At 33.9% G+C, this 12,502-nt stretch carries 11 protein-coding genes and 1 riboswitch; of the genes, 3 read left to right on the top strand and 8 right to left on the bottom strand.

The genetic code is table 11. The features are described 5' to 3' along the window. Nucleotides 1-104: 104 nt before the first annotated feature. From ACW9JY_RS09870 to ACW9JY_RS09855, 4 genes are all read right to left on the bottom strand, one after another. Nucleotides 105-743, bottom strand: coding sequence for a methionine ABC transporter permease (locus ACW9JY_RS09870; protein WP_457284246.1), 639 nt, complete (start codon nucleotides 741-743; stop codon nucleotides 105-107). Beyond that, the gene (locus ACW9JY_RS09865; RefSeq protein ID WP_457284245.1) at nucleotides 744-1,742 is read right to left on the bottom strand and encodes a methionine ABC transporter ATP-binding protein; all 999 of its coding nucleotides are present in this window, start codon (nucleotides 1,740-1,742) and stop codon (nucleotides 744-746) included. Between the two features lie 34 nt (nucleotides 1,743-1,776). Continuing rightward, on the bottom strand, nucleotides 1,777-2,604 hold the full coding sequence (locus ACW9JY_RS09860) for a MetQ/NlpA family ABC transporter substrate-binding protein (protein WP_457284244.1): 828 nt from the start codon (nucleotides 2,602-2,604) through the stop codon (nucleotides 1,777-1,779). Between the two features lie 170 nt (nucleotides 2,605-2,774). After that, a riboswitch (SAM riboswitch) is annotated at nucleotides 2,775-2,886 on the bottom strand. Between the two features lie 48 nt (nucleotides 2,887-2,934). After that, nucleotides 2,935-4,134, bottom strand: coding sequence for an FprA family A-type flavoprotein (locus ACW9JY_RS09855; protein ID WP_103078133.1), 1,200 nt, complete (start codon nucleotides 4,132-4,134; stop codon nucleotides 2,935-2,937). A gap of 215 nt (nucleotides 4,135-4,349) precedes the next feature. On the opposite strand from ACW9JY_RS09855, the gene ACW9JY_RS09850 reads away from it, so the two are divergent. The 3 genes from ACW9JY_RS09850 to pgl all read left to right on the top strand — a co-directional run bounded on the left by ACW9JY_RS09850 (nucleotide 4,350) and on the right by pgl (nucleotide 8,045). Then, complete coding sequence (locus ACW9JY_RS09850; protein ID WP_457284243.1) at nucleotides 4,350-5,588, top strand: MFS transporter; 1,239 nt, start codon at nucleotides 4,350-4,352, stop codon at nucleotides 5,586-5,588. 215 nt (nucleotides 5,589-5,803) lie between these two features. After that, on the top strand, nucleotides 5,804-7,267 hold the full coding sequence (gene zwf / locus ACW9JY_RS09845; RefSeq protein ID WP_457284242.1) for a glucose-6-phosphate dehydrogenase: 1,464 nt from the start codon (nucleotides 5,804-5,806) through the stop codon (nucleotides 7,265-7,267). A gap of 79 nt (nucleotides 7,268-7,346) precedes the next feature. Then, the gene (gene pgl, locus ACW9JY_RS09840; protein WP_457284241.1) at nucleotides 7,347-8,045 is read left to right on the top strand and encodes a 6-phosphogluconolactonase; all 699 of its coding nucleotides are present in this window, start codon (nucleotides 7,347-7,349) and stop codon (nucleotides 8,043-8,045) included. An 81-nt stretch (nucleotides 8,046-8,126) separates the two neighbouring features. On the opposite strand, the gene ACW9JY_RS09835 is transcribed toward pgl, so the two are convergent. The 4 genes from ACW9JY_RS09835 to ACW9JY_RS09820 all read right to left on the bottom strand — a co-directional run bounded on the left by ACW9JY_RS09835 (nucleotide 8,127) and on the right by ACW9JY_RS09820 (nucleotide 12,417). Continuing rightward, nucleotides 8,127-9,407 carry a glycogen-binding domain-containing protein gene (locus ACW9JY_RS09835; protein ID WP_457284240.1) on the bottom strand — a complete coding sequence of 427 codons (1,281 nt, stop codon included), beginning with the start codon at nucleotides 9,405-9,407 and terminating at the stop codon, nucleotides 8,127-8,129. 28 nt (nucleotides 9,408-9,435) lie between these two features. Beyond that, the gene (locus ACW9JY_RS09830; protein ID WP_457284239.1) at nucleotides 9,436-10,818 is read right to left on the bottom strand and encodes a hypothetical protein; all 1,383 of its coding nucleotides are present in this window, start codon (nucleotides 10,816-10,818) and stop codon (nucleotides 9,436-9,438) included. 10 nt (nucleotides 10,819-10,828) lie between these two features. Further along, nucleotides 10,829-11,551 carry a hypothetical protein gene (locus tag ACW9JY_RS09825; RefSeq protein WP_457284238.1) on the bottom strand — a complete coding sequence of 241 codons (723 nt, stop codon included), beginning with the start codon at nucleotides 11,549-11,551 and terminating at the stop codon, nucleotides 10,829-10,831. Nucleotides 11,552-11,619: 68 nt separating this feature from the next. Then, a complete protein-coding gene (locus ACW9JY_RS09820; RefSeq protein WP_457284237.1) occupies nucleotides 11,620-12,417 on the bottom strand; it encodes a hypothetical protein in 798 nt (265 codons plus the stop codon). Nucleotides 12,418-12,502: the final 85 nt, after the last annotated feature.

The following is a 12,502-nucleotide window of genomic DNA, read 5'->3' as shown; positions in this document are numbered from 1 at the left end:
CTTCGACTAGTGGTTCCCGCTACCTGGCCCACAGCGGACTTTCACCGCTTAGCTACTGCGCATGCTGGGCGCACCACATTAAAAGCCAGGAATCTCCTGGCTTTTTATTTTCTCAAAGAGTTCGACAACCTTGACCCAACAAATTGGATTATCTGAGTTAAGAAGATTAATATAGCCACGTCGTATAGAAGAACATCCATTCTAAACCTTTGATATCCGTAATTTATCGCCATTGCACCAAGGCCTCCTGCTCCCACGGCGCCTGCTATAGCTGTGTAAGTTATTAAGTTTATAATCAACAAAGTAATATTTGAAACCATCTCTGGCGCAGTTTCAGGTAGTAATACTTTAAATATAAACTGTCTGTTGGTCATACCCATAGATACTGACGTGTCTAGTAATCCTTGTGAAAGATTGTTAAAAGAAGTTTCAGCCAATCTTGCCATAAATGGAATCGCTGCTATGGATAGCGGAACAATCGCCGCAGTTGAACCAATTATTGTTCCTGTTAATAATCTAGTTAAAGGGATTATCAAAATAATAAGGATGATAAAAGGTATTGATCTAAATATATTGACAATCCAATCTAAAACGGTATACCAGGTTTTTGCAGCTTTCTTATCACTCTTAGACAACATGTAGAGTGCTATACCCAAAGGAATACCTAACAGAATAGCTATAAAACCAGAAACAAAAGTCATGTATAGCGTTTCAAGAGTAGCTATAAATAGATCTTGGATCATTTATTTCAACACCTCAACTTTGTAAACATTGGCAGAGAGCTCTTCTAAAAACTTTTCCATTTCCTTATGATCAGAAATAACCTCAACTATTAATGTCCCATAGGGATTGTCTTTCAAATGTTCTATCTTACCGTAAAGCATATTCAATGTGATGTCATATTTTTTAGTGATATTATGTAAGATAGGTTCATGTGTCTTTTCTCCCCAAAAAACTATCTTTATCAACCTATGATTTTCTCCTTTAACCACTTCTTTTACCCTTTCCCAATCTATGTTTATTTCTTGATAAAATTCTTTATTCAGTTCATTTTCTTTTTCAATAAAAAATTCGTGGACTTTACCAAAAAAATCAACCGTTCCATTTTTTAAATAAACGACCTTATCACAAATCTTTTTGATCACGTCCATTTCATGAGTAACAATCAAAATTGACTTTTTCATACTCTTATTGATTTCCAATATGAGATCTAAGATTCTCTGTGTTGTACTTGGATCTAAAGATGATGTGGGTTCATCAAACAAAACAATATCAGGATTATTTATCAATGCTCTTGCTATAGCTGTTCTTTGCTTCTCTCCTCCCGATAACTGTGAAGGATAAGAATCCTTTTTATGAAGAAGATTCACATCTTCCAATATTTTATTAACACGAACTTCTATTTCCTTTTTAGGTACCTTTTCAATTTCAAGGGGAAGAGATACATTTTCGAATACCGTTCTAGAACTTAACAAGTTGAAATGTTGAAATACAATACTAATCTTTTTTCTTACGTTTCTCAACTGATCTGTATTTAATTTCGTTATATCTACTTTATCCAAGAAAATCTCCCCGGAAGTAGGAGCTTGGAGCAGGTTCAACGTTCTCAAAAGAGAGGTTTTTCCCGCTCCAGATAACCCTATAATCCCCAAAATTTCTCCATCTTCTACTGAAAAATTTACGTTTTTTAAGACATGATTTTTGTTATCATATACGAGATTAAGATTTTGTATTTTTAACAACTGCGTTTCTCCTTTTGCATTATTTTATGATTGCTCAAAATACTGGTACTACGGCACCATTGTACTTCTCTAAAATAAATTCTCTCACCTTATCTGTTGTTAGTACTTCAACCAAAGCTTTTACTAGTTCATCGTCGACACGACTTTCCTTCACCGCTATTATGTTGGCATATGGAGATTCGGATCCTTCGTAAAATACCGCATCTTCCAATGGATTTAACCCAGCTTCTATAGAATAATTTGTGTTAATAACTGCCCCAACAACATTTTTATCTTCTTTATAAGTTCTTGGCAAATATGGTGCTTCAAGTTCTTTGAATTCTAAACCATATGGATTTTCAACGATATCTTTGATTGTTGCCACTAACGGATCTTCTCTCTCCCTAAGCTTAATTATACCGTGCTCTTGAAGAAGTAACAAAGATCTACCTTCGTTGGTAACATCGTTAGGAATTATGATTAAATCGCCATTTTTGAGGTCTTTTAAATCTTTTTTCAAATAAAATCCCATAGGTTCAACATGGATCTTAGCAGCAGATACTAAGTCTGGCAGATTACGTTCCCTTTTAAAAGTTTCTAAATATGGTTCATGTTGAAAATAATTTGCATCTATAGAACCATCTTCCAAAGCCAAGTTAGGTTGAACATAATCTGTAAAAATTACTATCTCAAGTTCGACACCCGTTTTTTCTTTGAAATCATCTTTTACAAACTCTAAAATCTCGGCGTGGGGAACTGGAGTAGCTCCAACTTTGAAAGTATTACCACCAAAACCAAACAAAGCATATCCTTCAACGAAAAGCAATGTTAAAAAAACAAATAATGAAGCCAAAACCTTTACCACACTCTTACTTTTTTTCATACTAAATCCCTCCCTCGTAAAATATATTTTAGTTCCCTGTTCCCTTTCACCCCGTAACCCTTTTAAAATCAAAATCTTATTCTTTAAAAACTTTCTCTAATTAGAACTTTATATATAAAAAACCTCTTCCGGTAGAATGGAAGAGGTGTATTTTTACAACTTTTATCCTCTCCTTATCTCCCAGAATTACTCTGCAGGATTTGGCACCATTGCATAATTTTGTTAAATTATGCAGGTTGCCGGGCTTCTTCGGGCCAGTCCCTCCGCCTCTCTCGATAAGGAATCAAAACTTATTAATTTAACTAATATTATCATATTATTTTTTGAAAGTCAAGCTAATTTTACCTCTTTTGCCATCGCTTTTGCCAATTCAGCTAATTTCTTAAAATCTTCTTCTTTAGCAGATAATCTTGCTTCTATCGGCTCAGCAACAAGCGGCCATTTCATTTGCTCATTGTACTTAACCAGTGTCGAAACTCCCCCACCGCTCCAACCATAAGTACCAAAGATACCTAAAACATGATTTTTTATATTGGTATGGGATAGCCATTGAACCAATGATTCCATGTATGGGAAAAGACCTTGGTTATATGTTGAGCTTCCAAAGATTACTCCCTTGTATCTCCAAATCTCGTTAATTATATAAGAAATATGGGTTTTTGATACATCCATTATTTTGATCTCTTTAATACCTTCTTCAGCCAATTTCCTTGCAACATAGTCAGCCATCTCTTCTGTATTTCCATACATCGATCCGTAAGCTATTACAACCCCTTCTTCGGTCTCATATTTACTCCATTTATCGTACAAAGAGTAAATTCTCTCAGGATTCTTCCTCCAAATTGGTCCATGGGTAGAAGCGATTATTTTTATATCTATATTAGCCTCATTCAATTTTTTTAATGCCCTTTGTACCATAGGAGAGTACTTTCCAACTATATTAGAAAAATATCTTCTGATTTCATCTTCGAAGACATCCACCTTTACTTCATCATCGAATATTCCCCCGTCTAAGGTCCCAAAACCCCCAAAGGCATCACCAGAAAACAAAATTTTATCCGTTTCATCGTAGGTCATCATCGTTTCTGGCCAATGAACCATCGGAGTTAAGTAAAACTTCAGATTATGCTTTCCTAAGTTCAGAGATTCACCATCCTTTATCTCATGAAAATTATCTTCAACCTTATAGAGGTTTTCTATAAATTGAAAAGTGGTTCTATTACCAACAATTTTTAAATTAGGAAATTTTTGCAAAAGTTCTGGAATAGTCCCAGAATGATCAGGCTCCATGTGGTTGATGATTAAATAATCAAGAGGCTTACCGTTTAAAAGATTCTTGATTTTATCAAAAAATTCAGTTACCTTCGATTCTTTAACCCCATCGATTAAAGCTGTTTTTTCATCTAAGATTAAATAAGAATTATAGCTAACCCCTCTATCAAGAGGCCATAAGCTTTCAAAAAGCTGCGTATCTCTATCGTTTACCCCAACATAGTAAATACTGTCGCTAATTTTTATAGAACCATTCATAATTCCTTCCTCCTTTGAATTTTTACGTTTTATTTTAAGGTTAACTTACTAAATTGCTCTTATTTTTTGTCGTTCTAAGTTTGGTATAATTGAATAAATGAGGACATTTTTGCCTCTTTTTTCTTCAAAATATATTATAGCACATGAACCCGCCTATTTTATGCTTAAGGCTAACTGGCGCTCACTTTACAAATTGTATATGGAGGATAAAATCTATGAAAAAAAGTTTTTCACAAAGGTTCAACTTAAGTTTATTTGTTTTTATTTGGCATGGATTTTTCTTGTCTTTGACTATGTCTATGATAGACTTTAACACAGTTTTTCCTGCTCTAATTACGGAATTAACCGATAATAAAATTATTTTTGGTGTACTGTACTCTATCCTGTTGGGAGCTCCATTATTTTTCAACGCAATATTTGGTTATTTTATGCAATATTATCAATATAAGAGGAAATTTCTAATGCTAGGCATCTATTTGAGGAGTATTTCTTTTTTAGGAATGGCACTGTTCACTTATTACTTTGCGCAAAGGAGTCCTTTGATAGTAATAATTAGTTTATTTTTTTGGATATTCCTTTTTTCGATAAGTGGTGGCTTTGCAGGACTTGCGTATACAGACATCATCGGTAAAATTTTTAAAAAAGAAGAACGTGGTAAGGTTTATACTTACAAACAATTTTTTGGTAGTATTGCAGCTCTTTTAGGTGGATTAATAATTGCAAAAATTTTTAGTCCAGGTTATATCGAATATCCCTTAAATTACACTCTTTCTTTTTCAATAGGATCTGCTGGTTTATTTATCGCTGCCTTGGCTTTTTGGTTTATAAAGGAACCCCAAGCAAAAGTTACCAATCAACAAAAAGAACCTCTAAAAACCTTTATCAAAAAAATCCCTGTTCTTTTAAAAAAAGACGAACATTTTTTACATTTTATAATCGTGGAGAATTTGTCAAGTTTCAGCTTAATGATTTTGCCTTTTTACATAGTTTTTGCTAAAGATATTTTTTTAATTTCTGAAAGTTATGTCGGACGCTATTTGCTTTTTCAAATAATAGGCACTATTTTTTCCAACATTTTTTGGGGATATATTTTCAAAAAATATTCCTCTAAAACAGTTGTTTCCACGTGTATATTTTTGGGAGCCATTATACCAATAGTTGCTATCGTATTATCTTTCTTTGGACCTAATTTATATTCTACCGTCTTTTTTCTAGTAGGTTTTGTTATTAGCGGAAGAAGGGTAGGTTTCGACCCATACTTTTTGGAGATAGCTCCTGAAGAGGAGAGATCTATTTATTTAGGAGTAAGAGGTACTTTGAATTTCATGACAGTAATTATGCCCACAATCGGTGGATTATTCATTCAAACTATGGGATATTATACTACTTTTATCATCGTTACCACAGTTATGTTAACAGATCTTTATCTGATAAAACACAAAATGGTAAGTTAAAATAATTCATCATTCTGTAAATTGCTATCTTTTTTGTCGTGTTATAATACAAATAACAATTAATTTATAAAATATTCTATAAACACTGTGGGCTAACTGTGGGTGGGGAGCGGGGCGAAGGGGCGCTAAAGCAGACTAGATTTAACTAATTAAAGTAGTTTTTAGTGTTTTTAAGGACAATAAAATATTCTAAACAAAGAGGTGGACATTAGTACATGGAACAAATAACAAAGCATCTTTCAAGAAAAAATATTTGTGAAGAAATAAAACCTGGAGCTTCTTCTTTAATTATATTTGGAGCCTCCGGAGATTTGACTTTTAGAAAATTGATCCCTTCTATATATACTTTGTTCAAAAAGAACCTATTGCCTAACGAATTTTTCTTACTGGGAATAGCAAGATCTAAATTCACTGATGAGGAATACCGTCAAGAAATCAAAAATAGATTATTGCAAGAAAACGAGGATAGCTATATAATTTCAAGGTTTGTTGAAAAGGTTTTTTATACTTCTGGTTTCTATGACGATGATGCCCTTTATGTGGAATTAAAAAATAAATTAAATTATTTGGATAAAATCTTTGAGACACACGGAAATCATCTTTTTTATCTTTCCACACCGCCAAATGTCTATTTAGAAATAATTAAACGTTTGGGAAAATTTAATTTGACCAAAGAAAGCGAAAATTCTTATTCAAGAATAATTATAGAAAAACCCTTTGGCAGTAATTTTAACACATCAAAAGAATTAGACGAAGAGCTTCATAAGTATCTAAATGAATCCCAAATATACAGAATTGACCATTATCTTGGTAAAGAGACCGTTCAAAATATAATGATGCTTAGATTTGCAAACATTGTCTTTGAACCTATTTGGAATTATAAATACATAGATAACGTTCAGATAACCGTAGCTGAAACATTAGGTGTTGAACACAGGGCGGGTTATTTTGAACAAGCTGGCTTATTAAGAGACATGTTTCAAAACCATATGATGCAACTTTTGACTCTGGTAGCTATGGAACCACCAGCTTCCCTTGAAGATACAAGTGTTAGAGACGAAAAAACGAAACTATTGAAGACTATAAGGCCTTTTGAAAAAGACAAGATAGACGAATACTTTGTAAGAGGTCAATACATTGATGGAGTGATAAATGGTAAAGAAGTTCCCGCTTATACAGAAGAAAAGAATGTTAATCCAAACTCCTTTGTAGAAACATTTGTAGCGGCTAAATTTTTAATTGATAATTGGAGATGGAGTGGGGTGCCTTTCTATTTAAGGGCAGGAAAAAGGTTGAAAAGAAAAGTTACAGAAATCGCCATAATCTTTAAAGACGTTCCCCATTCAATATTTGCTAAAAATGATATAACCTTAGAAAAAAATGCTCTCATTCTAAATATACAACCAGACGAAGGGTTTTCACTGAAGATCCAAGCCAAACAACCCGGTTCCAAGCTTTGTTTAAATACATTAACAATGGATTTCAATTATGACGAATTCTTCAAATTCAAAGGTCCTGATGCATATGAAAGGCTCCTTTTGGACGCCATGTTGGGTGATCAAACACTTTTTGTAAGAAGTGACGCTATGGAAATTTCTTGGAAAATCTTCACCCCTGTTTTAGAAAAATGGGAAGAAGAAAAACATAATGGGCTGAGATTATACAAAGCTGGTACCTAGGGACCAAAAGAATCTTTTGAGTTATTAGCAAAAGATAATAGAAGTTGGCGAAACTTAGACTTTGAAAGTGAGGATTTATATGCAAGCAAAGTTTTTTGAAGATCCCCAAAAGTTCCACAAAGAGACCGCAAACCTAATTTATAAACTATATAAAAAAAGCATAGAAGAAAATAAATTATTCACCTTAATGCTCTCAGGCGGAAGAACACCACTTCCTGTTTATGAAAAATTGGCATCAGAGTACAAAAATAAAATAAATTGGGAGAAAGTCCACATTTTTTGGGGAGACGAAAGATACGTCGATCAAAAAAGTGAAGAAAGTAATTTCAAATGGGCATACGATTTTCTAATAAGCAAGATTAATATTCCTACAAATAATGTACATAGGATAAAAACAGAACTACCTATAGAAAAAGCATCACAAGAGTACGAAAAAGAAATAATCAACTTTTTTGGAACACAAAATCCCGTTTTTGATTTAATACTACTAGGAATAGGAGAAGATGGCCACACAGCATCTTTGTTCCCTTCAAGTGACACTTTAGAAGAAAATACAAAGTTATTCACTGCCACACCACCATCTGGAACACCAAAAGTACCGAGAATTACCGCCACGTACAAATTGCTGAACAACGCAAGAAATATCCTTTTTCTAAGTTCATACAAAGGGAAAGAGAAAGTAATAGATGAAATCCTAGACAACCCCAAGATAGCAGAAGAAAAATTTCCTGCTGCAAAAATAAAAGTTAAGAATACTTATTTTTTTATAAAAATATAGGGACTGTTTGACAGTCCCTATTGAATTGATAATTATCAAAAACAAAGATCTCTTTTTGTATATGTAGAAGGGAGAGATTAGCTAAAATTCTGCAACCATTGATATCGAAAGGTACTTATCCTCATCAAAAGTTGCTAAATCTGTTGTGTCTATTATATTACCAAATAATAGCATTAACTTGACTGGCATTTCTTCATTTGTTGCTTTGAAGTTAACGTCGTATCCACACTTCTCATTTGCGTTGTAGTAAACATTTCCACCAATTCTAAAAGATTCTAAGAACTCGTAACCACCACCAACCTTAAGAGCATAAAAATTGCTGTCTTCCATTTCATAATAAACAGCTGCGTCTAAATCAAAACTTCGATAATTTGCTGTGGCTTCAGTAGTTATGTCATTATTTGAATTTGAATATTTCAACCTAACAGAAAGAGTATCTTCTTTCTCGTAACCTACTGACACGTTATCGAATTCAAAATCTTCGAGATCGACTTCAGCGTATAAACCGAATGCATCAGCCCTAACAACCAAAGAAGTTGCATCCAAGGTATCGAACAAAGCACTTAGAGCGTACTTGTCAGTGGAATAAGAACCAAAGATTCCCGATTTAAGCTCATCGTTTTGAGAAAATAGATCTAATCCTAAATCAAAATTGTTCCAATTTAAGAAAATAGCAAAACCGGCAAAACTCTCTTCTGGATTTTCATAATCAAAATTATATTTTGAATTTACTTCCGTCTTATAAAATGCACCCAAAGAATACATATCTTGTATCCATAACGCTTTCATACCATAAAACTTAAACTGGTAGTTAGAAGATGAAGCTCCTATTTTTAATTCTAAATCGGCATTTTCAACATCTGGATTTATACCCAATATAACCTCATTAGAAACAACTGGATCGCTAAAAAACCCTGTCTCTTTCTCTAGTTTGGCTTTTAAATTAAACTCATATTCTCCCGAAAGAATGGACGCACTCTCTGCTGCTGCTTCAACCGCAGGAGCAGCGATTTGCAACTCTCCATCCACTAAAACCAACTCAAAGGAAGAGTTCCTTCCTCCATATGGGTCTGGAATATAGTCAGGAGATTCCGGATCTTCGTACCAATCCGTGCCATTTACTACGTATTTGTATTCATAAACACCCGGTTGTAAATCATCTGCTACATAAATCCAAACTCCATCACTGTATTCCATTTCCCAAGCGGTCGTACTCCAGTTATTGAAAGACCCTGCTAAAAATACTGTATCAGCGGTTTCATTTTCATATTCAAAAATTACTTTGCCATCCTCAACATACACCTTAGAGAAAGAAACCACTACCAACAAAGAAAATAAAAGAACAAAAACTATTTTTTTCATCTTTCCACCTCCATATTTTCCCTATTTTTTAAAAATTGAAAGTAGTAGTAACACCTATTTGTTTTTTAAACGATAAAACATTGTCAAAGTCGCCATTGCCTATATAAAATTTGACATTACCTTTTGGCACATAGTAGGTGATCTCGCCGTAGGCAGTGAAATATTTCTCGATGATCCCTTGTATATACTGAACTTTTGCCATAGCTGAAAATTGATCAAAGTTCCTTGAAATATCTACGTAATAAAGTTCTCCCAACGATTGAAAAGATTCTTCTGAAACGGGATTACCAAAAGCATATTTAATATTACCTTTAAAATCAAAAATGTCATAACTTCCTTCTAAATACAGTCTAAAAGGTTTGTAAGAGGTGATATCGCTCCAATCATCTTCCCATCCTCTTTTGTAAACTGATGCTTTGTAGGAAGTTAAAAACGGGATAGAAAGATCTTGACTATAGGTAATTGACATCTCTGATCCATCCATCACGAAATCGGAGAAGGTACCATCGAAATCTCCTGATACATACAACTCTAAATTATCGATGTATAAATTGGTTCTAAGCCTATCTATATAAATATCGGTGCCAAAATCTAACTCCAATTTATTTGTCACTCTTATATCGCTGTAAGAACCTTCCAAATAAATGTTTTCCATCAAACTATCTGGAGAATATTCTCTATAAAAATCATCTGAAATGTATGTGGTATTGAAATTATACTCGAATTCACCTAATTCTCCCCTTACCCCACCAAACAAAAGATAATTATCTTCTATATTATATGAAGCGGTTTCTACATCTTGCTGATAAGAAAGAATGACTTCTCCGTAAGGTTTTAACCCTTCAAAAGTTCCAACATCGAAATCAAATCCCATCATCTCATTATAATCAGATGATTCGTTTTTGTAATCTTTCAAATATAAAACGCTAGAATTTATTCCGCCAAACCCGGGAAGTCTATAATGCAACAAATTGAAAAGATACCCACTTTTATCCACCGCATAGAAATCCAGATTACCAAAGCTATCTAAATCAGCATACATCTTTAGACCATTCACGGATCCAACCTTTTCATTGTTGATTATTTTCAACCAATCATCCGTTGAAACACTTTTTCTGTTCCAATAAGTAGTGAGATCTAAGTTCTCTAATTCATAGGTAAATTCAGAAGAAGAAACCCACAACTGATCGCTTGAATCCTTGTTTAAATTGAATTCACCGCGTAAACCTTCACCAAAGAATTTAAAATAAAGATCTGCTTTGTTGAAATTATCATAGAACGAGGCTTCCTCTTCATCTGAGTAATCATAATTTAAATTTAATTCGACGCTCCCATTGAGATTGACACTTCCAAAGAAAACGGTTGTGATTACAATCATCAAAAAAATTAATGGAGTTTTTTTAATTCTCACCAAATTCACCTCACTTTTCTTCAAACTCTATGTAACTTATCCTAGGATAAAATTTAACGGTAAGTTCGTCGGTATCGCTTTTTAAAGTATAAACTGCATCGTCAGACTGATCAGAATAAACTTCTCCGTTGAATATCATATGCCAAGGTTGCCAACCTGGAGTCGGCTTTATCTTGTATGCAATTGTATCATTCGCATTGAACTCTTTGTTGATTTTTGCTACTAAAACATCTCCTTGCCTTTCAAACTTTATAGCATCCTCATCCCAAGTTTTTGCTCCCCAGTTTCCTGCAAAATACCAATCTTGCAATAATTTGGTATCATCTCCAGCACCTACGACTTTACCTTCTTCCATCTTTGCTTTATCTAAGTAAATGGTTATTTGCTCCAAATTATTATTTTCTACTACGTCTTTCCAAATAGGTATCGAAGCAGACGCTATATTACTGCCATCACTTTTAACGTAGAAGATCTTGTAATAGCTTAATTCAAATATCGTCCCTCCTTCATCTATTTCTGTATATGTGAGATCTGAAGTGGGTATGGTGATTGTATAAAGCTCCAAACTTTCATCGTAGACTAAAAGATCGCTCGTAGTGGGTATATTGTTATTTTTGGGGTAACCCAAATAAATCCCTGGATCAAGAGTAATATCGAGTAAGTTCATCATACAACCAGATAAGGTAAATATAACGAGAACGCCCACAAGTACATAGAAAATTTTCTTTTTCAAAAAATTCACCTCCGTTATTGAAAGAAGAAAGCCCCGAAGGACTTTCTTCTTGGTTTTTTAATGCTTTTTTAATTTTCCCAACTCTCTATAACATTTTCAATTGTCACATCATCGGTTAAAATAATTATTCTATTGTCATAAAGAGGTCCACCATTGGCATCTCCTTCAGGAATAGTCCAATCCTCAGATAGTGTGAACTTATATTCTTGTATGGTATAAGAGGTAGTTGTTGCCTCGGTTGTATAATACCCAGTATCAGCATCTTTGTTCAAAATTAATGAGTTATCCCAGTCTCCATTCAACCCTTTCATATATATTACATCGCTTTCAGTTCCTTCTGGTACATGTACAACGAAATTAACTGTTACCTCTTGTTGCAAATCAGTATAATCGATGGGATCCATCCCTTTCCAATTAAGAACGACCTCCACAACATCACTTTCAGGAGCTACGTCCAATCTTCTATTGAGGATGTCACCTCCACTTGCATCTGTTTCTACACAAGTCCAAGTAGCATCGTAGGTGTACTTATAAAATACTGGATAATCAGCATAGTCGAACAAATTTGAAATATCGAATTCTGCATACATTTGCTCACCTTCTGTTTTTACTTCAGATGTTGCTGCATCAGTAAAAATCCAGTTGTTGTTACTATCCACGTTGTAACTTCCCATCAAATAAATAGTAGCGGTCGCTGGCGTTGATTCAGGAAGATACGCTTTTAACATGACTGGTTCCACTGGTTCTACTGGCTGCTCTTCTGGTGATTCTTCGGGTTCTTCTTCCGACTGAGTCGGTAAACATCCAAAAAGTACAAAAACACTTAAAAAACTTACTAACATAACTACTAACCACTTTTTCTTCATACTCATAACCCCCTCGTATAATATGTATAGTTATGAAACTTAAAAAATGGTATTAAAAATCTGTCTTTTGATCTTTTTTATTATT

It is taken from the genome of Petrotoga sp. DB-2, assembly GCF_054051725.1.
The sequence above is the reverse complement of the archived record's forward strand: the minus strand, read 5'-3'. Positions and strand labels throughout refer to the sequence as shown.

Bases quoted from the DNA above. Each gene is read 5' to 3' on its own strand.
- ACW9JY_RS09860 (WP_457284244.1), bottom strand. From the start codon at position 2,604: ATGAAAAAAAGTAAGAGTGTGGTAAAGGTTTTGGCTTCATTATTTGTT.
- pgl (WP_457284241.1), top strand. From the start codon at position 7,347: ATGCAAGCAAAGTTTTTTGAAGATCCCCAAAAGTTCCACAAAGAGACC.
- ACW9JY_RS09870 (WP_457284246.1), bottom strand. From the start codon at position 743: ATGATCCAAGATCTATTTATAGCTACTCTTGAAACGCTATACATGACT.
- ACW9JY_RS09820 (WP_457284237.1), bottom strand. From the start codon at position 12,417: ATGAAGAAAAAGTGGTTAGTAGTTATGTTAGTAAGTTTTTTAAGTGTT.
- ACW9JY_RS09835 (WP_457284240.1), bottom strand. From the start codon at position 9,407: ATGAAAAAAATAGTTTTTGTTCTTTTATTTTCTTTGTTGGTAGTGGTT.
- ACW9JY_RS09850 (WP_457284243.1), top strand. From the start codon at position 4,350: ATGAAAAAAAGTTTTTCACAAAGGTTCAACTTAAGTTTATTTGTTTTT.
- zwf (WP_457284242.1), top strand. From the start codon at position 5,804: ATGGAACAAATAACAAAGCATCTTTCAAGAAAAAATATTTGTGAAGAA.
- ACW9JY_RS09855 (WP_103078133.1), bottom strand. From the start codon at position 4,134: ATGAATGGTTCTATAAAAATTAGCGACAGTATTTACTATGTTGGGGTA.